A 22543-nucleotide genomic window follows, 5' to 3' on the forward strand; every position below is an offset into this window, starting at 1 on the left:
ACAGAAATAAAAATATTTTCCATTTGGCACTGCAAGTTCCTGCAAGCCAGATCGTCGTAGTGGGACTGATCAGCAACCTATTCTTATTTACGACTTGTCAGGAAGCTCATTCGTGCCTCTGATGCTCAAGCCCTTTCACCGCAGTCGCGGTCCTCTTCACCATGCCCTGATGTCTTGTGGCGCCCTGGCCATGCTGGTCGGCCCGTTGCATGCCACGGCCGCAACCACTGCCGAACAAACCCAGATGCAGGCTCGCCAGGTTCAGATCGACCTGCCAGCGCAGCCGCTGGACCAGGCCCTGACCACCTTTGCCGACCAGGCCGGCCTGCACTTGCTGTACACCACAGGGGATGCAGCAGGCTTTGCCAGCCCGGCCATGCACGGCAGCTACAGCGTCGAGCAGGCCCTGCAGCAGTTGCTGGCCGGCAGCGGCATGAGCTGGCACTTCAGTGACGCGCGCACCGTGACCCTGCGCAAGGCCCAGGCAGCGCCACAGGCGGTCAACCTCAAGCCGATCGAAGTCAGCGTGGCCTCGCGTACCAGCACCGCAATCAGCGAAATCCCCGGCACTGTGTGGGTAGTTGACCAGCAGCAGCTGCGCGAGCAGATCGACAGCGGCGTCAGCCTGAAAGAAGCCATCGGCAAGCTGGTACCCGGCCTCGACCTGGCGCCGGAAGGGCGTACCAACTATGGCCAGAACATGCGCGGGCGCAACGTGCTGGTGATGATCGACGGGGTCAGCCAGAACAGCTCGCGCGGCCTGTCGCGCCAGTTCGACAGCATTTCACCGTTCAACGTCGAGCGTGTCGAAGTGCTGTCTGGCGCCAGCGCCATCTACGGCGGTGGTGCTACTGGCGGCATCATCAACATCGTCACCAAGAAGGGCGAACCCGGCCCGGCGCGCTTCGAGACCCAGCTTGGCGCCAGCAGCGGGTTCAACAACAGCGATGACCTGGCCACCCGCTTCGCCCAGTCGATCAGCGGCGGCAACGAGCGGGTCAATGCCCGGCTGGGTATTTCCGGCGAGCAGAACGAAGCCTTCTACGACGGTGCCGGTGACCAGATCTTCATCGACAACACCCAGACCGACCTGCAATACAACCGCACAATCGACGTGCTCGGCACCCTGGGCTTGCAGTTGAACGACCAGCAGAGCCTCGACCTGCTGGCCCAGTACTACGATTCGGGCAACCACGGCAGCACGGGGATCTACTTTCCCAACCTCAACTACAATGCGCCATCCGACCTGGAAGACGCTGAGCTGCGCAGCGGCTATTCGTCCGACCTGGAGCCGCGTACCCGGCGCTTGTTGCTGAACGCCAATTACCACCACAGCGATGTGCTGGGCCAGGATTTCTACCTGCAGGCCTCGTACCGCAAGGAAGACGACAACTTCTACCCGTTCCCGTACTACAACCGCGCCACGCCCACCGGCTCGCGCGGGGTGTACTTTGCTGCCTCGCAGCAGAACTTCGAGGTCACCAGCCTCAAGGGCCTGTTCGCCAAACAGTGGGACACGTTGAAGCTCACCTATGGCCTCGACCTGGATCGCGAGCGCTTCAATGCCGAGCAGACCACCTTCAACGCCCTGACCTCGTCCGAGTCGGGCGGCCTGGAGATGGAAAAGGACAGCGATGCCGCGCGCTACCCCAGCTACCGGGTCGATGGTGTGTCGGTGTACGCCCAGCTGGACTGGCATGCCACCGACAACCTGACGTTCTCCGGCGGTGCCCGTCGCCAGCAGATGGACGTCGACGTCAGCGACTTCAAGGGCGTGCCGGGTGGCAGCAACGATTACCAGGTCAACCTGTTCAACGTAGGCGCCATCTACGACTTCAAGAACGGCCACCAGGTATGGAGCAACTATGGCGAAGGTTTCGACCTGCCAGACCCTGCCAAGTATTACGGCAAGCCGGGCCTGAGCGTGGCCGACAACCCGCTGGCCGGCATCAAGAGCCGCCAGGTGGAACTGGGCTGGCGCTATGCCGACCTGGACTGGGATGCCCAGGCGGCGCTGTACTACATCTGGTCGGACAAGATCATCAACGTCGATTCGCAAACGCTGACGATCAACGTGGAAGAGCAGAAGAGCCGCGATTTCGGCTTTGAAGGTGCGCTGACCCGGCACTTCCAGACGGGCTGGGAAGCGGGCGGTACCCTGCACCTGACCCGCTCCGAGGAAGAGGCTGCCGACGGCGGCTGGAACAAGCGTGATGCCCGCTATGCATCCTTGTCCAAGGCCACGGCATTTGTTGGCTGGAAGGGCGATGGCCGCAGTGCGCGGCTGCAAGCCAACCATGCGTTCAGCCTGAAGGACGATGCCGACCACGAGATCGACGGTTACACCACCTTCGACCTGCTGGGTAGCCAGGACACCGGCTTCGGCACCTTCAGTGCCGGCATCCAGAACCTGCTGGACAAGCAGTACAGCACGGTCTGGGGCCAACGCGCGACGCTGTTCTATTCGCCGACCTACGGCCCGGCGTACCTGTATGACTACCAAGGGCGCGGGCGTACCTACACCCTGACCTGGAGCATGGCTTACTAACCCTTCTCCAAGGCGTGCCCGGCCCTTGTAGGAGCGCATCAGGCGAACGCTGCGAGCAAATCCTCGGCAAACGCCTGTTGCGCTTCACCCGTCACCTGCGCCCGATGCCTGGCCAGGGTAAAAGGCACCACAAAATCCAGCCCTGGGTTCAGCGCCCACAACAACCCCTCCGCCTCCCAGGCGTGGGCGCAATGGCAGGGCAGGTAGCCAATATGCCGCCCTGACAGAATGAACGTCAGCACGCTCTCGATCTGCTCCGCCACAGCCATGCTGTGCCTGCTCTGGAACGGCTCACCGCCTTTGAGAAACCGGTATGGATGGCGCACCTGGTCCATCTCCAGCAACCGCTCAAGCTCAACACCCGATTCGCCGAACAGCACATGCCCCTTGCCGCAATACAGCCGTTGCGGTTCCTCAAACAATGGCTGGTAATCAAAGGCCGCCTGGTTGCCGGAGAAGTAGCTGATGGCGTAATCCAGCCGCTGCTCCAGCAACAACCGCTCCAGCTCCGCCGGCGGTGCACTGATCAGCTCCAGCTGCACTGATTCCTCTCGTGTGCGGAATGCGGCGATGGCCGCCGCCAGTTTCAGGCTCACGGTTTTGTCCTGGTTTTCTGCCATGCCGATGCGCACGGTCCCCAGCAACCGCCCGGCAACGCCGGTGGCCTGCTGGCGAAACTGCTCGATGTTCAGCAACAGCCCGCGCGCTGCATCCAACAGCAACGCGCCTTTCTCCGTCAGATGAAAGCCACCCTTGCCTCGGCTGCACAGGCGGTAGCCAAGGCGTGTTTCCAGCTGCGCCATGCGCTGGCTGATGGTGGGCTGGCTCAGGCCCAGCACGCCTTGCGCGGCGCTGAAGCCCCCGGCCTCGACTACAGTGACGAACAGCCGCAGCAGGTGCAGGTCGGGATCGTGCACTTGTCCGAGCATTACATTGCTCCTGATGAATGTCAGCTTTGCAAACTTGCCATTCCTGCAATGTAACCCGGCTGGCATGCTCGCGGCATCCACCCATTTGCCGAGGTGTCCGTCATGCGTCGATCGTTGTGCCTTTTGTCCCTGGTTCTGGCCCTGCCGCTGCAGGCCGAAGAAAAGGTCGTCAACCTCTACAGCTGGGCCGACTACGTCGCCCCGCAAACCCTCCAGCGTTTCGAACAGGAAACCGGCTACAAGGTGCGGTATGACACCTTTGACACCACCGAAGTGCTGGAGACCAAGTTACTCACCGGTGGCAGTGGTTACGATGTGGTGGTGCCATCCTCGACCGTGCTGGCCCGGGCGCTGAAGGCCAATGCCCTGCAAGCGCTCGACCCCCAGGCCATGCCCGGCTACAGCAACCTCGACAAGGACCTGCTGGCCAAGCTCGCCGAGGCCGACCCCGGCAACCGCCATGCCGTGCCGTACACCTGGGGTACGCTGGGCCTTGGGGTGAATGTGGAGGCGGTGCGCCAGCGCCTGGGCGACGTGCCGCTGGACAGCCTCGACCTGCTGTTCAAGCCCGAATACGCCAGCCGGTTGAAGGACTGTGGCATCGCCATGCCCGATTCGCCGCAGGAAGTGATTGGCGTGGCCCTGAACTACCTCGGCAAGGACCCTTACAGCCAGGACAAGGATGACTTGGCCGCCGCGCAGCAGCTGCTGAGCCAGCTGCAACCCTCGATCAGCTACGTCGCCAATGGCCGGCAGATCAGCGACCTGGCCAACGGTAGCGTGTGCCTGGCGCTGACCTACAACGGCGATGCCGCGATGGCGGCCGACCAGGCCCGCCGCGCCGGCAAGCCGTTCGAGCTGATCTACCGCATTCCGCGTGAAGGCACGCTGGTGTGGCAGGACAACCTGGTCATCCCCAAGGACGCGCCGCACCCCGAGGCCGCGCGGGCGTTTATCGCATTCATGCTCAAGCCCGAGTCGGTCGCTGCGCTGACCAACACACTGTTCTTTGCCAACGCCAACCAGGCTGCCACGCCGTTGGTGGACGAGGCGGTGCGCAATGACCCGGACATCTACCCGCCTGCCGAAGTGCGCCAGCGCCTGTTCGCCGACCGCAGCATGGCCCTGGCCGACCTGCGCCAGCGCAACCGCCTATGGACGGCCTTCCGCAGCCGCCAGTGACTGATAACAACCAAGGAGCCCGACCGTGGAGCAAGCCGCAAGCAACGACCAGGCGATGACCCGCGACAGCCTGTATGGCACTGCCGCAGAAAGTACCTACGCCGGCATTACCAGTTTCTCCCGCCGACGCTACAGCCGCGATTTGCGTGGTGTGGATGTGGTGGTCAGCGGAGTGCCGTTCGACACTGCCACCAGCAACCGCCCAGGTGCGCGTTTCGGTCCGCGGGCGATCCGCGCCGCCTCGGTGCAGCAGGCCTGGGCCCGGCACTGGCCGTGGGCGTTCGACCCGTTCGACCACCTGGCCGTGATCGACTATGGCGACTGCGCCTTCGACAGTGGCACACCGCAGTCGGTGCCGGACAGCATCGAGGCCCATGCCACCCATATTCTGGAAGCGGGCTGCGCCATGCTTACCCTCGGTGGCGACCACTTCATCAGCTACCCGCTACTCAAGGCCCACGCCCGCCGCCATGGCCCGCTGGCGCTGATCCACTTCGATGCCCACAGCGACACCTGGCCGGACGAGGAGGGCAAGCGTATCGACCATGGCACCATGTTCTGGCATGCCGCCCGTGAGGGCCTGGTTGACCCTGCCTGTTCGGTGCAGATCGGCCTGCGCACCACCAATGACGACAGCCAGGGCTTCGCCATCCTCGACGCCCGCCTGGTGCACCGTCAGGGCACCGAGGCGGTGATTGCGGCAATTCGCCAGCGTGTAGGTGACCGGCCGGTGTACCTGACCTTCGACATCGACTGCCTCGACCCGGCCTATGCGCCTGGCACCGGTACGCCGGTGTGTGGTGGGTTGAGCACGGTGCAGGCGCTGGAGATTCTGGGCGGGCTGCGCGGTATCAACCTGGTGGGCATGGACCTGGTGGAGGTGGCGCCGGCTTATGACCACGCCGATATCACTGCGCTGGCGGGGGCGACTTTGGCGATGGAGATGTTGTGCCTGTATGCGGCGCGGCACAAGGTAGACAAGGGCCAGTGATCCGGGGCCGCTTTGCGGCCCATTCGCAGCACAAGGCTGCTCCTGCAGGGCCTTGCGTCGCAATGGACAGCAAAGCAGCCCCGCGAGCACATACTGAAACATCAGGAATCATCTCCGCCCAAATTCACACTTTTGTCTCGAACCCCTCGCGCCTTAGGCTATCAAATCCACCAGGCGCGGCATTTTCGTACAGGAGGTGAAGCATGACCCCGACATTGCCTATCCTGGCCCTCGGCCTGGCTTTGTGCCTGCCCGCGCACGCGGCCCCGCAGCAGCCTTTGCAGCTTGCGGCCGGCAACAACAACCCCTACAACAGCCCGATCCAGCGCGCCAACCCCAACAGCCGCCAGGGCAGTATGCCGGCCACACCTCCCGTGCGCGGCCCGTCCACCGACCCGTACCAGCGCACGCCCAGCCTGGACAACCGAGGCATTGGCAACGGCGACAACCTGCGTCGGCAGCAACAAACCCCAAACCTGGAACCAAGCCGGCCGCCCCGCGACAGCACGCGTGCGCCGTGAGCCCATACGGAAGGAATCCTGCATGCCCAGAGCAACCTGGCTAGCTACCCTGACTGCCGCTGCACTCATGCCCCTGCTGGCACAGGCGGCGGCAGAGCAACAGTTTCGCAGCGAAGAAGGCACGTTGACCGTCAGCACCCTGGCCGACGGCCTGCGCAACCCTTGGGCGCTGGCATTTCTGCCGGGCGGCAAGGACATGCTGGTAACCGAGCGCGCTGGCAACCTGCGGGTGGTCAACGCTGAAGGCAAGGTCGGCCCGCCGATCAGCGGCGTGCCCAAGGTGTGGGCCGAGGGCCAGGGCGGCCTGCTGGATGTGGTGCTGTCGCCGGAGTTCGACAAGGACCGTACCGTGTACCTGTCCTACGCCGAGGAGGGCAGTGACGGCAAGGCCGGTACCGCCGTCGGTCGTGGCCAGCTGTCCGAAGACCGCGCGCGGCTGGATAACTTCAGCGTGATCTTCCGCCAGCAGCCCAAGCTGTCGGTGGGCAACCACTTCGGCTCGCGCCTGGTGTTCGACCGCGACGGCTATCTGTTCATCGCGTTGGGCGAGAATAACCAGCGCCCCACTGCCCAGGACCTGGACAAGCTGCAAGGCAAGATCGTGCGCATTTTGCCGGATGGCGAAGTGCCCAAGGACAACCCCTTCGTCGGCAAGGACAACGTGCGGCCGGAGATCTGGTCGTTCGGCCACCGCAACCAACAAGGTGCCGCGCTCAACCCCTGGACAGGCAAGCTGTGGACCCACGAGCACGGCCCGCGCGGTGGCGACGAAATCAACATCCCCGAGCCCGGCAAGAACTATGGCTGGCCGATTGCGACCCATGGCATCAACTACTCGCTGCTGCCGATCCCCGAGGCCAAGGGCAAGCATGTGGACGGCATGGTCGACCCACTCCATGTGTGGGAGAAGTCACCGGGTATCAGCGGCATGGCGTTCTACGACAGCCCGACATTCAAGGCCTGGGACCACAACCTGTTCATTGGTGCACTGGCGACACAGGAGCTGATCCGTTTGCAGCTGAAGGGCGACAAGGTGGTGCATGAGGAGCGTTTGCTCGGTGACTTGAAGGCGCGTATCCGCGATGTGCGGGTTGGGCCGGATGGCTACATCTATGTGCTGACCGATGACAAGGACGGCGCATTGCTGAAGGTAGGCCTGGCCGACTGACGCGGTCCCTGTAGGAGCGGCCTTGTGCCGCGATGGGCCGCAGAGCGGCCCCAATAATCTATGCTGCAATGCCGAAGTCCTGGGGCCGCTGCGCGGCCCATCGCGGCACAAGGCCGCTCCTACAGGGACCTGTGTAGAATGCGGCCATGGCCATCACTCCCCAATCCCTTTACCAGCAAGCCCTGAGCACTCAGGGCTACGCTGACGACCCTGCCCAGGCCCGCGCCGTCGAGGCCTTGCAGGCCTGCTTCGTGGCTGTCGAGCAGGGCTGCCCCACCCAGGGTATCTACCTCTGGGGCCCGGTCGGCCGGGGCAAGACTTGGCTAATGGACCAGTTCCACCGCTGCTTGTGCGTGTCCAGCCGGCGCCAGCATTTTCATCACTTCATGGCCTGGGTCCACCAGCGCCTATTCCAGCTCAATGGTACCGCCGACCCGCTGCTGGCGTTGGCCCGGGAGCTGGCCGGGCAGATCCGCGTGTTGTGCTTCGACGAACTGTTCGTCAACGACATTGGCGACGCGATCATCCTCGGCCGCTTGTTCCAGGTACTGTTCGACCAGGGCGTGGTGATCGTCGCCACCTCCAACCAGCCACCCGACCATCTCTACCGCGACGGTTTCAACCGCGAGCGGTTCCTGCCGGCCATCGCCGCCATTGAGCGGCACATGCAGGTACTGCCCGTGGCGGGCGAGCAGGACCACCGCCTGCACCCCGGTGCAGAGCGGCAGCGCTACTGGGTGGCAGCGACAGGGCAGGCCAGCCCGCTGGGCGAGGTGTTCTGCCAGCTCAGCCCGGATCACACGGGTACTGATCAGCCCTTGGTTATCGGCTCCAGGCAGGTGCGGGTCGTGCGGCGCAGCGAGCAGGCTATCTGGTGCCGCTTCACCGACCTGTGCGAACAACCGCTGGCGGCCATGGAATTCATGGCACTTTGCGACCGTTTTCCGGCCATCCTGGTGTCGGGTATTCCGGCGCTGGGCGGTAAGCAGCAGGCCGGTCGCATTGCGCGTGGCACTGAAGATGGTGCGGCACGGGTGGTTGCAGGCGACCGTGAGCTGCCGGCGCTGTCGCCCAAGGACGATGCGGTACGCCGCTTCATCGCCCTGGTCGATGAGTGCTACGACCGCCGTGTGGCACTGTACCTCGAGGCCGAGGTGCCGCTGCAAGAGCTGTATACGCAGGGGTATCTGGCATTCCCGTACCAGCGAACCTTGAGCCGGTTGCGGGAGATGCAACTACAGCGGTTCTGTTGATGAGTGCCGGGGGCCGCAAAGCGGCCCCCGTTTCACTTGGCCAGCCACTCGACCAGGGTACGGTTGAACCGCACGGGTTCTTCGATCTGCGGCGCATGCCCCATGCCTTCGAAAGTGATCAGTTCACCTTTGGGGATCAGCTTGGCCACCTGTGGCCCCAGCACGGCATACTTGCCCAGCTTCGCCTTCACTTCCGGCGGTGCGATATCGCTGCCAATGGCCGTGGTGTCCTTGTCGCCGATCAGCAGCAAGGTCGGCATCTGCAAGTCCTTGAACTCGTGGTACACCGGCTGAGTGAAGATCATGTCGTAGATCAGCGCCGAGTTCCACGCCACCGCTTCATGCCCCGGCCCCATGTTCAGGCCCGCCAGCATCTGTACCCAGCGCTCGTACTCCGGCTTCCAGCGCCCGGCGTAGTAAGTCTTGCGCTCATACTCGCGCACGCCCTCGGCATCCAGCTTGAGCTCGCGCGCATACCACTGGTCCACCGTACGGTAGGGCACGCCCAGGGCTTTCCAGTCTTCCAGGCCAATCGGGTTGACCATGGCCAGGCGTTCCACCTGCTGCGGGTACATCAGCGCATAGCGGGTGGCGAGCATGCCGCCCGTGGAATGCCCGAGCACGATGGTTTGCCTGATACCCAGCTGTTCGAGCAAGGCATGGGTGTTGTCGGCCAACTGCTGGAAGCTGTACTGGTAATGCGCGGGCTTGCTGGAAGTGCAGAAGCCGACCTGGTCGGGGGCGATGACCCGGTAACCGGCCTTGCTCAGCGCGTCGATGGTGGTTTCCCAGGTGGCGGCGCAGAAGTTCTTGCCGTGCATCAGCACCACGCTGTGGCCGTTGGCCTGGCCTTGTGCGGGGACGTCCATGTAGCCCATCTGCAGGGACTGGCCCTGGGACTTGAAGTCAAAGTGCTTGAGCGGGTGGGGGTAGCTGAAGCCTTCGAGCTGGGGGCCGTAGGTAGGCGTTTCGGCGGCGATGGCCGGGCTGCCGGCAAGGCAGGCCAGGGCAAGGGCGGTTGCGCGCAGCATGGGGCACTCCGTGTAGGGCCATATAGGAGAGGGCGACTTTAGCAGCCAGGCGCGCGCCGGGAACGTGAAAGGTGTTACCAGGCGTGAAACCAGCCCAGGGTAATCATCGCCAGCACCGCATAACGGCCAGCCTTGGCCAGGGTCACCAGCAGCAGGAAGCGCCAGAAGGGTTCCCGCATGATCCCGGCGATCAACGTCAGCGGGTCGCCGATCACCGGCATCCAGCTGAGCAGCAACGACCACTGCCCCCAGCGCTGGTAACGCCGCTGCGCGCGCTGCAGTTGGGCAGCGCTGAACGGGAACCAGCGTTTGTCGCGCAGGTGCTCGACGGCGCGGCCCAGCAGCCAATTGACGACCGACCCCAGCACATTGCCCAGGGTGGCCACCAGCAGCAGGGTTGCCCAGGCCTCGGGCTGGCGGAGCAACAGGCCGACCAGCACGGCCTCCGATTGCAGCGGCAGCAGGGTGGCGGCGCCGAAGGCGCTGAGAAACAGCGCCCACAAGCTGAGCATCAGTAGTTGGCTACAACGGTGTCCTGGCCATCCTGGGTTACGCCGATGACCTGGTAGGCATCCTTGTGGTCACCCATTTCCATGCCGGGCGAGCCCATGGGCATGCCCGGTACGGCCAGGCCCTTGAGGTCGCTACGCTTTGCCAGCATGCGCACCTGCTCGGCCGGCACATGGCCTTCGACGAACTTGCCGTCGATCACCCCGGTGTGGCACGACGCCAGGCGCGGCGCCACGCCCAGGCGCTGCTTGACCGCGCTCATGTTCGGCTCGACGTGGTCGTTGACGGTGAAACCGTTGTCACGCAGGTGGCTGATCCAGGCCTTGCAGCAGCCGCAGTTGGGGTCGCGGTAGACGTCGATGGTCTCGGCGGCCTGGGCCAGACCGGTGATGGCCAGCAGGCCCAGGGGCAGCAGGTGTTTGCGCAGCATGGTGAGGCACTCCTTTAGAAACGCAGGCGGATACCGGCAACCAGGCGGGTCTGGCCCAGGTCTTCGCCGTCTTCGCGCGCCTGGTCGGCACGCGTGCCGTGCAGGCGATTGAAACTGACCCCGATGTAGGGCGCGAAACCGCGCGTGATCTCGTAGCGCAGCCGCAGGCCCACCTCGCTGTCGGCCAGCCCGGCGCCCTGCTCGCGCCTGGCGTCGTTGCGGCCGTAGAGGTTGGCTTCCAGGTTCGGTTCCAGTATCCAGCGGTTGGTCAGCAGCATAGCGTAAGCGGCTTCCAGGCGCAGCGCGGTCTGTTGCCGCTCGCCGGCGTAGGCGGTGGCTTGCAGCTCCAGGCCATACAGCGGCGTGCCTTGAATGCCGAAGCCGGCCCAGGTCTGGCCGCTGGCGGGCTTGAAGTCCTGGCGCACGCCGGCCACCAGCTCCCACCACGGGCTCACGGCATGGCCCCACAGCGCCTGCACTTCGGCCTTGTGTGTCTTGCCTTGCTCGCGTTCGCCTTCCGTGCGCAGCCACAGGCGGTCGATATCGCCGCCGACCCAGGCCGTGGCGTTCCAGTTCAGGGCACTGCTGCTCTCGAAGTTCTGGTATTCGAGCTTGTCGACGATCACCGCCCAGTTCAGCGCCCGGTCGTGTACCTGGTGCCCAGGCAGTGGCGGGAAGGCGGCGCGGCGGTCGGCGTCGGTGATTGCAGACAGGGGCGTGCGCGGCGGGCTGGGCGTGGCCGGGCCGTGGCCCATGCTTTCATGGTTCATCTGGCCATGGTTCATGTGCGCCATGCCAGCGGCCAGCGCACGTTCGCTGGCGAACAGGGTCAGCAGGGCCACGCCGGCCACGACGCTGCGGTTGCGGGTGTCATTCATCGACGCGTACCTCGCGGAACATGCCGGTCTCCATGTGGTAGAGCAGGTGGCAGTGGTAGGCCCAGCGGCCAAGGGCGTCGGCAGTCACCCGGTAGGAACGTCGGCTGCCGGGCGGGATGTCGACGGTGTGTTTGCGCACCAGAAACTGGCCGTGCTCGTCTTCCAGGTCGCTCCACATGCCGTGCAGGTGGATGGGGTGGGTCATCATGGTGTCGTTGACCAGGGTGATGCGCACCCGCTCGCCGTAGGCCAAACGCAACGGCTCGGCATCGCTGAACTTGACGCCGTCGAACGACCAGGCGAAGCGCTCCATGTGGCCGGTCAGGTGCAGCTCGATGTCGCGCGATGGCGTGCGGCCGTCCGGGTCCGGGTAGGGGCTGCGCAGGTCGGCGTAGGTCAGCACGCGGCGGCCATTGTTGCGCAGGCCTATGCCAGGGTCGGCCAGGTTGGCGCGCGGGGCCATGGTCTGCATGTCCACCAACGGGTTGCCGGTTTCACTGGCCGGGTGTTGTTGCATCGCTGACATGGCCGTGTGGTCCATGCCGGCCATGTTGCTGTGATCCATGCCCGCCATGGCGCCCATGCCGCCGTGGCCCATGTCGTCCATGCTCAGCACCGGGCGCGGGTCGGGGGTAGGCACGGGGGCCTGCAGCCCGGTGGCGCGGGCCAGGGTGCCGCGGGCCAGGGTGCCGCGGGCGAAGCCGGTACGGTCCATGCTCTGGGCGAACAGGGTGTAGGTAGGTTGGTCGCCCACGGTCACCAGCACGTCATAGGTTTCGGCCACGGCAATGCGCAGCTCATCCACGCTCACCGGCTTCACCGGCAAGCCGTCGGCGGCGATCACCGTCAGCTTCAGCCCGGGGATACGGAAATCGAAATAGGTCATGGCCGAGGCGTTTATCAGCCGCAGGCGCACGGTTTCGCCCGGTTGGCACAGGCAGGTGAAGTTGCCGTCCGGCGGCTGGCCGTTGAGCAGGTAGGTGTAGGTGGCGGCGCTGATATCGGCGAGGTCGGTAGGGCTCATGCGCATGCGCGCCCATGCCGTGCGCTCGGCGACGGTGGGGCTCCAGCCGTTGTCGGCCACGTCATCGATGAAATCGCCGACCGTGCGCTTGTGATAGTTGTACGCGTCGGACTGTTTCTTCAGGGTGGCCATCAGCTGTTCCGGCGCCTGGTCCGACCAGTCGCTGAACAGCAGCACGTGGTCGCGCTGGTAGTGGTGCGGTTCGGGCTCGCGCGGCTCGATCACGATGGCCCCGTATACCCCGGCCTGTTCCTGCAGCCCCGAATGGCTGTGGTACCAGTAAGTTCCACTTTGGCGCAAGGTGAACCGGTACAGGTAGTCCCCGCCGGGTTCAATGCCGGCGAAGCTCAGGCCAGGTACGCCGTCCATGTTGGCGGGCAGGATGATGCCGTGCCAGTGGATCGAGGTGTCCTGTGCCAGCCGGTTACGCACGCGCAGGGTCACGGTGTCGCCTTCGCGCCACCGCAGCAGCGGGCCGGGCAGGCTGTTGTTGATGGTCAGTGCGGTGCGCGGGCGGCCGGTGATGTTGACCGGGGTCTGGCCGATGAACAGCTCGAAGTGCTGGCCGGCCAGGTCCTGGCCTTCGGCGGCCTGGGCCAGCGGGCGCCACAGCCCCAGGCCCGCCAGTGTGGTGGCGGCGCCCAGGCCTTTGACGAAGGTACGGCGGGTGGGGGTGCGCAACATGGCGTGGCCTCATGCGGGGGAGCCACGATGTTCGCTGCAGGCGCCTGTCAGGCAGCTGAGGCGCACATTACAGCATTGTCAGCTTGCCACCTCGTCGGCGCGCAGGTCGCGCATCAGCAGGGCGTAGTCAAGTGCGACCTGCTCCGGAATGGGCAGGTACACCACATGGCCGTCGCCTGGTGCCACGTCGATGGCCTGCTGTTGGCGGTTGCACAGGCGGTGCAGGTCGAAGTGGTAATTGCCACGCGGGGTCATCAGCTCCAGGTGGTCACCTACGGCAAAGCGGTTCTTCACCTTGACCTCGGCCAGGCCTTCGACACGCACGCCGGTCAGTTCACCGACGAACTGCTGGCGCTCCGAGACCGAGTTGCCGCGTTGGTAGTTCTGGTATTCATCGTGCACGTGGCGGCGCAGGAACCCTTCGGTGTAGCCGCGTTGCGCGAGGGATTCGAGGTTGCCCATCAAGGCGCGGTCAAACGGCCGCCCGGCCACGGCGTCGTCGATCGCCTGGCGGTACGACTGTACGGCACGGGCACAGTAGAAGTGCGACTTGGTGCGGCCTTCGATCTTCAGCGAATGCACGCCCATGCCGGCCAGGCGCTCGACGTGCTGGATGGCGCGCAGGTCCTTGGCGTTCATGATGTAGGTACCGTGTTCATCTTCGAACGCCGGCATTTCGGTGCCGGGGCGGTTGCTTTCCTGCAGCAGGAAAACCTGCTCGGTAGGGGCGCCCAGGCCAAGGGTGGGCTGCACTTCGCGCACGATGTCGCCGGTGGCGTTCTCGGTGGCCGGCGTGGCGTCGTACTTCCAGCGGCAGGCGTTGGTGCAGGTGCCCTGGTTGGCGTCACGCTTGTTGAGGTAGCCCGACAGCAGGCAACGGCCGGAATAGGCCATGCACAGCGCGCCGTGGACGAACACCTCCAGCTCCATGCCCGGGACCTGCTGGCGGATTTCCTCGATCTCTTCCAGGGACAGCTCGCGTGACAGGATCACCCGGCTCAGGCCCATTTGCTGCCAGAACTGCACACTCGCCCAGTTGACGGTGTTGGCCTGCACCGACAAGTGCACCGGCATCTGCGGGAAGTGCTGGCGCACCAGCATGATCAGGCCGGGGTCGGACATGATCAGCGCGTCCGGCGCCATGTCGATGACCGGTGCCAGGTCCTTCAGAAATGTCTTGAGCTTGGCGTTGTGCGGGGCGATGTTGACCACTACGTAGAAGCGCTTGCCCAGGGCATGCGCCTCCTGGATACCCAGCGCCAGGTTGGCGTGGTCGAATTCGTTGTTGCGCACCCGCAAGCTGTAGCGCGGCTGGCCGGCGTAGACTGCGTCGGCGCCATAGGCAAAGGCGTAGCGCATGGTCTTGAGGGTGCCGGCGGGGGCGAGCAGTTCGGGCTTGGCGGTAGGGTTCATGTGCGCACCGGGGCAAAAAGGCCGGGATGCTAGGGGCGATGGACAAGGCGCGTATTGATTTGCGTCAAGTGAGCGCGGCACTTTTGCCCGAGTGCCATGCACTAATCTCTCACAAGTCATCAGAGGAACTGCAATGAACGAAACCGCGCTACAGAACAAAGCCCTGGCAGTACTCCTGGCGCTGGTGACCATTGCCTTCTTCTGGATCCTGTTGCCGTACTATGGCGCAATCTTCTGGGCGGTGATCCTCGGCATCCTGTTCGCCCCGCTGCAGCGCCACCTGCTGATCCGCTTCGGGCGGCGACGCAACCTGGCCGCGGCCACGACCACGCTGGTGTGCCTGCTGGTGGCGATCCTGCCGGTGATCATCACCAGCGCGCTGTTGGTCCAGGAGGGCGCCACGCTGTACCAGCGCATCGAAAGCGGGCAACTGGACATCGCCGGTTACGTCGAGCACGGCAAGGACCTGCTCCCGGCATTCGCCCAGCATGGCCTGGACAACATGGGCATTGGCAACCTTGACGGGTTGCGTGACAAGATCACCAAGTGGGCAACCCAAGGTAGCCAGGTATTGGCCAGCCAGGCATTCAGCTTTGGTCAAGGCACGTTCGAGTTCGTGGTCAGCTTTGGCATCATGATGTACCTGCTGTTCTTCTTTTTGCGCGACGGCCCGGAAGTGGCTCGCCGGGTGAGGCAGGCCGTGCCGCTGCCCGAGCACCAGAAACGCCGTTTGCAGCTGAAGTTCAACCGTGTGGTGCGGGCGACGGTGAAAGGCAACGTATTGGTGGCCATTACCCAAGGGGCGCTGGGCGGGTTCATTTTCTGGGTGCTGGATATCCCCAGCGCACTGGTGTGGGCGGTGCTGATGGCGTTCCTGTCGCTGCTGCCGGCGGTGGGTGCGGGGATCGTCTGGGCGCCGGTGGCCGCGTATTTCCTGCTGACCGGGGCAATACTGCCGGGCATTATCCTGACCGCGTTCGGGGTGCTGGTGATTGGCCTGGTGGATAACGTGCTGCGGCCGATTCTGGTGGGCAAGGATACGCGCATGCCGGACTACCTGATTCTGGTGTCGACGCTGGGTGGGCTGGCAGTATTCGGGCTCAACGGCTTCGTGATCGGGCCATTGATCGCGGCGCTGTTCGTGTCCAGCTGGGCGATCTTTGCCGCGACCAAGCCGCAGGTGCAATTGCCACAGTAAGGGTTTACCAATGCGCCAGGGTTGGGTTCAATGCCGTCACAGTCGCCTCCATGGACAACAGCCAGATCGACAAGCCCAGCTACACCTACCAGACGGTCTACCGCTACTTGCTCGACAGGATCGAGGCAGCGCCCTGCGATGTGGAGCAGCGCTTGCCGTCGCTGCGCGAGCTGGCCCGGCGCCTGAGCGTTTCGGTATCCAGTACCAAGTACGCCTATGCGCTGCTGGAAGACGAAGGGCGGGTGTATGCGCGACCCAAGCAGGGCTACTTCAGCCGAACCCGCGCGCCCGCCATGCGTGGCCATCACTCACCGAGCCTGCTCGACACTGTGTTCGCCAGTGCCCGTCAGCCGGGTATGCTGGCCCTGGGCAGTGATGCGCCGGCCATGTTGCTGTCGCTGCAACAGCCGCTAATGATGATCGAGCGCGAACTGGCGCGCCAATACCCGCACTTGCTGGCACCGTTGTTCCAGCCGTTCGGTGAGCCTGAGTTGCGCAGCGTGCTGGCCGACCGCTACACCCGCTCGGCGCAGCATTACTGGAGCGCCGATCAGGTATTCATCGGCGCGGACCTGCGCAGCATCCTCGAATTGTCATTACGCGCCCTCGACCTGGAGGGCCAGGTGGCGCTGGTGGAGTCGCCCTGCAACTGGGCGGTGCTGAGGCAGTTGCAGGCTGCACGCATGACCATCATCGAAGTGCCATTGGGTGATGACGGGCGTTTCGACCTGCAGCAGTTTCACCGGCTGCTGTGCGATCAGCCTGTGCGCCTGGCAGTGCTGTCGTCAGCGGCCAACGTGCCGCAAGGTGGCCTGATGCCGGCGGCGGACAAGCAGCAGATCTGCCGCTGGCTAACCGAGCACGCAGTGTGGCTGTTTGAAAACGATGGCTACGGCGAGTTGTGTTTCCACGCGTCAGCGCCGCGCTACCGGGACTTCGCCGACCCTGACCGGCTGCTGGTGTTTTCGACCTTGGACAAGCTGATCGGCGCAGAGGCGCCCTTTGGCTACCTGCTTTGCCGGCAGCATAACCAGCGGTTGCAGCAGCTGTTTCTCGAACGTGCTTTTCGCTTGTCACCGATTCGCCAAAAGGCCATCGCCAGGCTGTTCACCTCGCGTCGGGTCGAGCTGCATGTCAAGCGCTTGCGGCCCATGCTGCGCCAACGCCTGCAGCAGCTGAAGGCGCTACTGGACGTCTACGGCCAGGGATGCCTGCGCATCACTGAGCCCCAAGGCGGGGCCAGCCTGTGGTTGCAGGCGACCCGGCCGGTGGATATGCGCCGGGTCTTCGAGCGGTTGCTGGCGCAGCGCATCGTCATCGCCCCCGGGGAGCTGTTCAGCCAGTGTGGCCTATGGCACAGCCACCTGCGGCTGTGCTGCACAGTGGACTGGAGCAAGAATATTGCCTTCGCGCTGCAATGCCTTGTCGAGGGAATTCAGGCCGAAGCTCAAACCCCGTAGCAGTGGTGCAAGGCAGGGAACGCCCCGTCGCGCACTTCGTCTGCATAGCGGGTGCAGGCCTCGCGGATCACCTGGCCGACGTCGGCATACTGCTTGACGAAGCGTGGCACGTGGTCACCCCCCAGCCCCAGCAGGTCTTCGGTGACCAGCACCTGGCCATCGCAGGCGGGTGAGGCGCCAATGCCAATGGTCGGTTTATCGCTGGCCTGGGTGATGGCGTGGGCCACGGGCTCCGCCACGCCTTCGAGCAGCAGGCTGAAAGCACCTGCATGCAGGTTCGCCTGCGCATCGGCGCGCAGGGCTGCAGCGCTGCCTGGGGTCAGCCCCTGAGCCTTGTAGCCGCCCATGGCATTGACGAACTGCGGCATCAAGCCGATGTGCGCCATGATCGGGATACCCCGTGCGACCAGGAATTCGACGGTGCTCGCCAACGCCTGGTTGGCCTCCAGCTTGAGCGCATCGCAGCCGGTGCGGGCCAATACCTGGGCGCAGTTGCGAAAGGCTTGTTCGCGGGATTCCTGGTAGCTGCCAAACGGCATGTCGGCGACCACGCAGGCCAGGCGGGTGCTGTCGACCACAGCGCGGGTGTGGGCGATGGTCTCGTCCAGGCGCATGCCCAGGGTGGACGGGCGGCCGTAGCCGACCATGGCCGTGGAATCGCCGACCAGGATGAAGTCGACCAGCGGGTCGATCACCCGGGCAATGGAGCTTGAGTAGGCGGTGAGCGAAACGATCTTCTGCCGGCCTTTCATGGCTACCAGTTGCGGGACGGTAAGGCGGCTGGTGCGGGTGTGTGTGCTCATTGGGGGCTGGGCATCTCAGGACAGGGATGGCCCATTTTTGGGAACTTGCAGCGGCAACTCAATGTACAGATCCAGGCTGAAAAGCGACCCAGATTGCCTGCTTGATTCGGCCGGCTGGCGCGGTCCTTTGCAGGAGCGGCCTTGTGTCGCGATCGGGCCGCAGAGCGGCCCCTCGGATTCAGCCAAAAGGGCTGGATTGCTGGGGCTGCTGCGCAGCCCGATCACGACACGAGGCGGCTCCTGCAGGCCTTGCGCACGGCTTCAGAAGGCCTGTGGCATCTCGCCTCTGGCCAGGCGCCGGTTGATGTCGGCGATCACTTCAGGCAGTTCGTTGATGGTGTCGATCAGGTAGTGCGGACGCGAGCTGGCAAACAGTGCGTGGATGCGCGTGCGCTCGCTTTCCAGCTTCTCGGCGCTCAGCGCCCGGAAGCCTTCCCAGGTCAGCCCCAGCGCGTTGCCCGAGCACACCAGTGCCACGGTCCACATGCCGGCACGGCGGCCTTCGAGAATGCCCGGCACGGTGTCGTCGACCTTCACGCAGGCCGCCACATCGTCAATACCCAGTGCAATCACGTTGGCCAGGGCCTGGGCTGGCCATGGTCGGCCGTTAGGGGTTTCGTCGGTGGCCACCACGTGGTCGGCCACGTAGCCGTTCTGCGCCGCCAGTTCCACCACCTTGTCCATCACTACCTTCGGATAGCCCGAGCACGAGCCGATCTTCAGGCCGTCCTGGCGCAGCCCGGTAAGGGTGTCCAGCGCACCGGGGATCAGGGCCGAGTGCACGGCGATCTTCTCGATCTGCAGCGGCATGAAGCGGTTGTAGATGGCGGTGACGTCGTCGTCGGTCGGCGTGCGGCCGAACACCTTGCGGTAGCGTTCGGCAATTTCCGGCACGTCGCACAGGGTGCGGATGTGGTCCCATTTGCCCATGCCCATCGGGCCACGGGCTTCCTCGATGGACACTTGCACGTCGAACTCGGCAAAGGCCTCGACAAAGATCTGGGTGGGGGCGAAAGAGCCGAAGTCGACCACGGTGCCGGCCCAGTCGAGGATGGCGGCTTGCAGCTGGGTGGGGTTGCTGTAGTTCATGTGCGCTAATTCCTGAATTCGGGTGGGCAAAGGGTCAGATGTCCAGCACTTCCATTTCCCGCAGCACTTCGGCCACGGCATTCACGGCGGCCTGCATGCCATCGGCACCGACCACGCCAATGCAGCCCACGCGGAAGGTTTCGACCTGGGTCAGCTTGCCCGGGTAGAGGATGAAGCCCTTGGCCTTGACCCGCTCGTAGAAGTCCTTGAACTGGTAGCGGGGATCGTTTGGTGCGTGGAAGGTGACGATGATCGGCGCCTGGATGTCGGCTGGCAGGAAGCTGCGCAGGCCGATGGCGGCCATGCCGTCGAGCAGGGTCTTGCAGTTGTCGGCATAGCGTTGGTGGCGCGCAGGCAGGCCGCCTTCTTCGTTGTATTGCTGCAGTGCTTCGTGTAGGGCCGCGACCACATGGGTGGGCGGGGTAAAGCGCCACTGGCCGGTCTTGGCCATGTAGGCGTGCTGGTCGTACAGGTCCATGGCCAGCGAGTGGGCATTGCCCTCGGCGGCAGCCAGGGCGGCTTTATCGGCGAAGACGAAGCCCATGCCGGGTACGCCTTCCAGGCACTTGCCGGAGGCGGCGATCAGCGCTTCGAAGGGGATTTCGCGGGCATCGATCGGCAGCGCGCCGAACGAGCTCATGGCATCGATGATCAGGCGCTTGCCGTGGCGTTTGATCACCTCGGCGATTTCGGGCAGCGGGTTGAGGATGCCGGTGCTGGTTTCGCAGTGGATGAGTGCCACGTGGGTCACGGCCGGGTCGGCTGCCAGCAGCCTGTCGACATCAGCGGCAGTGGTGGGCTGGTCTTCGGCGGTTTCGAAGGTGCTGTAGGTGCGGCCCAGCACTTTGCAGATCTTTGCCAGGCGCTGGCCATAAGCGCCATTGATCAGCACCAGGACCTTGCCGTCGCGTGGCACCAGGGTGCCGATGGCGGCTTCCACGGCAAAGGTGCCGCTGCCTTGCAGGGGCACGCAGTGGTGGCTGGCGGTGCCGTCGATGATCGCCAGCAGTTGTTCGCAGACGCTGGCAGTCAGCTGGTTGAAGTCACGGTCCCAGGAGCCCCAGTCCACCAGCATGGCTTGGCGGGTGCGGATTGATGTGGTCAGGGGACCGGGGGTCAGCAAGATAGGGGCGTTGCTCATTCCGTTTTTCCTCACAAGCGGTGGAGTGAAACTACGGGGCCTAGGTTGCAATTCGGGCTGTCATCAATCAAATTGTTTGTTGTTATCCCAGCTATAAGTCAGGCCGATAAATATGAACCTGTTCCAGCTACGTGCCTTCGACGCGGTGGCCCGAGAGGGCAGTTTTACGCGTGCTGCCGAGCGCCTGTTCATCAGCCAGCCGGCGGTGACCGGGCACGTGAAGGCCCTGGAGGAGCACTACCAGATCACCTTGCTGCGGCGCACCGCACGGCGTGTGGAGTTGACCGAAGAAGGCATCCGCCTGGCGGCCATCACCCGCGCCATGTTTGGCCTGGCCGAAGAAGCACAGGCCATGCTCGAAGCCAATCGCCAGTTGCTGACCGGGCGCCTGGAGGTGGCAGCCGATGGCCCGCACCGGGTGATGCCGATGCTGGCGCTGTTGCGCGAGCGCTACCCGGGCATCACCGTCAACCTGCGCCTGGGCAATGCCCAGGAAACCCTGGCTGCGTTGCTCAGCGAGCATGCCGACGTGGCTGTGCTGACCGAGATCGAGCCGCGCAAGGGGCTGCATTTGCAAAGTCTTTGTAAGTCTCGCCTGTGTGCCTTGTTGCCGGCGGGGCATGCCTGGGCGAGCGATGAGGAAGACTTGCCGTTGGCCAAGCTGCACCAGCAGATCATGGTGCTGCGCGAACCCAGCTCCACCACCCGGCGTACCTTCGACAAGGCCTGCACCAAGGCGGGTGTGCAACCGCGGGTATTGCTGGAGCTGGACAGCCGTGAGGCGGTGACCGAGGCGGTGGCCTCGGAGTTGGGTATTGGCGTTGTTTCATCCACTGAAGTGGCCAATGACCCACGGGTGGTCGCACGACCCTTATCTGGCGAGGGCCTGATCAACCAACACTTGATTGGTTGTCTGGAGCGTCGTCGAGAATTGCGCCTTATCCAGGCATTCCTGGGGCTGGCGGCGGGGCTGTGATGGCTGTTTTCAGCGTGGCAGCCTAAGATGGCCGGCAACCAGCCGACAGGACCGTCGATGAGCGACAAAGATACGATTTCGATGCAACTGGTGCGCGAAGCGCTGTTGCAGACCTGCCCCGCCGGTAAGCCTGATAGCGGCTTGCTGGCCCGGGCAGGCATTGCCGTCGAGCAATTGCACCTGCCAGAGGCGCGGGTCAGTGCCGAGTCCTATGCTCGGCTGTGGCGCTTGCTGGCACGGCGCTGCAACGACGAGTTCTTCGCGATGGATCCGCGCGGCCTGCGCAGCGGCAGCCTGGCGTTCATGTGCCGTGCCAGCATGGGTCAGCCGACCTTGGGCGCCGGCCTGGAAACCGTGCTGGCGTTCCTGTCGCTGATGCTCGAAGACATGCAGCCCAGCCTGGTGCGCCAGGAAGGCCTGGCTGAGATCGTCATCAACGAACCGCGTGACGAACCGCGCCGCGCATTCACCTATTTCACGTTCTGGATGATCGTGCATGGGGTGGCCTGCTGGCTGGCCGGACGGCGCATCCCTATCCTGGCTATTGACCTGCGCTGTGCCGAGCCGCCGTTCTGTGACGACTATCGTGTGATGTTTTCGGAAAACCTTTGCTTTGAGCGCCCGCGTACGCGCATGATCATCGCGGCTGATTGCCTGGAACTGCCGCTAAAGCGCAGCGAAGAGGAGTTGCAGCGGTTTCTCGCCGGTGCGCCGGATAATATCCTGGTGAAATACCGTGACCCCGCTAGCCTCGCGCGGCGCATCCGTGATCAGTTGCGGCGCATGGACCCGGCCGGCTTGCCGGATGCCGAAGCCGTGGCTGGCGGGTTGTGCATCTCTCTTTCAACCTTGCGCCGGCGCCTGGTGGAGGAGGGGCAAACCTACCAAGGGCTCAAGGACAGCGTACGCCGCGAGCAGGCCATTGCCTGGTTGTCCGACCCCGCAGTGGGCCTTGGCGAGATCGCCGAGCGGTTAGGCTTTGCCGACAGTAGTTCGTTCTACAAGGCTTTTCGCAAGTGGTTCGGTTGCAATCCGGGGCATTACCGAAGCCTGGTGCTGGGGCGACAAGCGCCCGCACAGGAAAAGCCTTGATACTCGACGAAGCTGCGCTGAAAACTGCCTCGCCTGCCCCTCCTCTCGAGGCGTTTCATGCAGACCCTGGGGCCGATGGCTGAGGTTCCCCCTGATGACGGCGCGTATCAGCTGACAGAGTGGGTGTTCCCCATGTCAACAAAGATCGCCCCCAATCATGGCCAACCCCACCGAAATCCCTGCTGCCCAGACCCCAACGCGCGCCAGCGCGACCGATGCCTT

At 64.4% G+C, this 22543-nt stretch carries 20 protein-coding genes; 10 read left to right on the forward strand and 10 right to left on the reverse strand.

The annotated features are described in order from the left end of the window. Positions 1-121 precede the first annotated feature (121 nt). On the forward strand, positions 122-2548 hold the full coding sequence (locus E8E78_RS06965; protein ID WP_114942167.1) for a TonB-dependent receptor: 2427 nt from the start codon (positions 122-124) through the stop codon (positions 2546-2548). Between the two features lie 38 nt (positions 2549-2586). Here E8E78_RS06965 and E8E78_RS06970 read toward each other — a convergent pair whose 3' ends face one another. Beyond that, positions 2587-3477, reverse strand: a complete 891-nt coding sequence (locus E8E78_RS06970; protein WP_059396110.1) for a LysR family transcriptional regulator — start codon at positions 3475-3477, stop codon at positions 2587-2589. Between the two features lie 102 nt (positions 3478-3579). Between E8E78_RS06970 and E8E78_RS06975 the strand changes: the two genes are divergently transcribed. The 5 genes from E8E78_RS06975 to zapE all read left to right on the forward strand — a co-directional run bounded on the left by E8E78_RS06975 (position 3580) and on the right by zapE (position 8592). Then, entirely contained in the window at positions 3580-4659 is a 1080-nt protein-coding gene (locus tag E8E78_RS06975) for a polyamine ABC transporter substrate-binding protein (RefSeq protein ID WP_016500655.1), read from the forward strand. Between the two features lie 25 nt (positions 4660-4684). Then, positions 4685-5650 carry an agmatinase gene (speB, locus tag E8E78_RS06980; RefSeq protein WP_049273566.1) on the forward strand — a complete coding sequence of 322 codons (966 nt, stop codon included), beginning with the start codon at positions 4685-4687 and terminating at the stop codon, positions 5648-5650. A gap of 203 nt (positions 5651-5853) precedes the next feature. Next, positions 5854-6171: a hypothetical protein gene (locus E8E78_RS06985; RefSeq protein ID WP_016500653.1), complete on the forward strand. Its 318-nt coding sequence runs from the start codon at positions 5854-5856 to the stop codon at positions 6169-6171. Positions 6172-6193: 22 nt separating this feature from the next. Continuing rightward, positions 6194-7339, forward strand: a complete 1146-nt coding sequence (locus tag E8E78_RS06990; RefSeq protein ID WP_114942166.1) for a PQQ-dependent sugar dehydrogenase — start codon at positions 6194-6196, stop codon at positions 7337-7339. Positions 7340-7485: 146 nt separating this feature from the next. Beyond that, on the forward strand, positions 7486-8592 hold the full coding sequence (zapE, locus tag E8E78_RS06995) for a cell division protein ZapE (protein ID WP_059396112.1): 1107 nt from the start codon (positions 7486-7488) through the stop codon (positions 8590-8592). A gap of 32 nt (positions 8593-8624) precedes the next feature. On the opposite strand, the gene E8E78_RS07000 is transcribed toward zapE, so the two are convergent. The 6 genes from E8E78_RS07000 to yegQ form a co-directional block, all read right to left on the reverse strand. Beyond that, on the reverse strand, positions 8625-9623 hold the full coding sequence (locus E8E78_RS07000; protein ID WP_059396113.1) for an alpha/beta hydrolase: 999 nt from the start codon (positions 9621-9623) through the stop codon (positions 8625-8627). Positions 9624-9697: 74 nt separating this feature from the next. Beyond that, positions 9698-10135 (reverse strand): YqaA family protein, encoded by a 438-nt coding sequence (locus E8E78_RS07005; RefSeq protein WP_016500649.1) that lies wholly within the window; start codon positions 10133-10135, stop codon positions 9698-9700. Then, entirely contained in the window at positions 10135-10563 is a 429-nt protein-coding gene (locus E8E78_RS07010) for a DUF411 domain-containing protein (RefSeq protein ID WP_049273967.1), read from the reverse strand. The genes E8E78_RS07005 and E8E78_RS07010 overlap by 1 nt, the downstream gene beginning before the upstream one ends. 14 nt (positions 10564-10577) lie before the next feature. Then, positions 10578-11441 (reverse strand): copper resistance protein B, encoded by an 864-nt coding sequence (locus tag E8E78_RS07015; RefSeq protein WP_049273969.1) that lies wholly within the window; start codon positions 11439-11441, stop codon positions 10578-10580. Then, entirely contained in the window at positions 11434-13149 is a 1716-nt protein-coding gene (locus tag E8E78_RS07020; protein ID WP_280312808.1) for a copper resistance system multicopper oxidase, read from the reverse strand. The genes E8E78_RS07015 and E8E78_RS07020 overlap by 8 nt, the downstream gene beginning before the upstream one ends. A 78-nt stretch (positions 13150-13227) precedes the next feature. Further along, a complete protein-coding gene (gene yegQ, locus E8E78_RS07025) occupies positions 13228-14562 on the reverse strand; it encodes a tRNA 5-hydroxyuridine modification protein YegQ (RefSeq protein WP_059396115.1) in 1335 nt (444 codons plus the stop codon). Between the two features lie 133 nt (positions 14563-14695). On the opposite strand from yegQ, the gene E8E78_RS07030 reads away from it, so the two are divergent. Both E8E78_RS07030 and E8E78_RS07035 read left to right on the forward strand, forming a co-directional pair. Then, positions 14696-15760: an AI-2E family transporter gene (locus E8E78_RS07030; RefSeq protein WP_280312806.1), complete on the forward strand. Its 1065-nt coding sequence runs from the start codon at positions 14696-14698 to the stop codon at positions 15758-15760. A 50-nt stretch (positions 15761-15810) separates the two neighbouring features. Further along, positions 15811-17220 carry a PLP-dependent aminotransferase family protein gene (locus E8E78_RS07035; RefSeq protein ID WP_059396116.1) on the forward strand — a complete coding sequence of 470 codons (1410 nt, stop codon included), beginning with the start codon at positions 15811-15813 and terminating at the stop codon, positions 17218-17220. Here E8E78_RS07035 and panB read toward each other — a convergent pair. From panB to E8E78_RS07050, 3 genes are all read right to left on the reverse strand, one after another. Continuing rightward, the gene (gene panB / locus E8E78_RS07040; RefSeq protein WP_059396117.1) at positions 17208-18023 is read right to left on the reverse strand and encodes a 3-methyl-2-oxobutanoate hydroxymethyltransferase; all 816 of its coding nucleotides are present in this window, start codon (positions 18021-18023) and stop codon (positions 17208-17210) included. The two genes, E8E78_RS07035 and panB, sit on opposite strands and share 13 nt — an antisense overlap. 261 nt (positions 18024-18284) lie before the next feature. After that, positions 18285-19112 (reverse strand): phosphonoacetaldehyde hydrolase, encoded by an 828-nt coding sequence (phnX, locus tag E8E78_RS07045; protein WP_049275054.1) that lies wholly within the window; start codon positions 19110-19112, stop codon positions 18285-18287. A 34-nt stretch (positions 19113-19146) separates the two neighbouring features. Next, positions 19147-20253: a 2-aminoethylphosphonate--pyruvate transaminase gene (locus tag E8E78_RS07050; protein ID WP_049275053.1), complete on the reverse strand. Its 1107-nt coding sequence runs from the start codon at positions 20251-20253 to the stop codon at positions 19147-19149. A gap of 112 nt (positions 20254-20365) precedes the next feature. On the opposite strand from E8E78_RS07050, the gene E8E78_RS07055 reads away from it, so the two are divergent. After that, positions 20366-21229, forward strand: coding sequence for a LysR substrate-binding domain-containing protein (locus tag E8E78_RS07055; protein WP_049275052.1), 864 nt, complete (start codon positions 20366-20368; stop codon positions 21227-21229). Positions 21230-21286: 57 nt separating this feature from the next. Further along, a complete protein-coding gene (locus tag E8E78_RS07060; RefSeq protein ID WP_049275051.1) occupies positions 21287-22321 on the forward strand; it encodes an AraC family transcriptional regulator in 1035 nt (344 codons plus the stop codon). Positions 22322-22543 lie beyond the last annotated feature (222 nt).

The sequence above is a fragment of the Pseudomonas sp. BN505 genome, from assembly GCF_029873175.1.
Classification (GTDB): domain Bacteria; phylum Pseudomonadota; class Gammaproteobacteria; order Pseudomonadales; family Pseudomonadaceae; genus Aquipseudomonas; species Aquipseudomonas putida.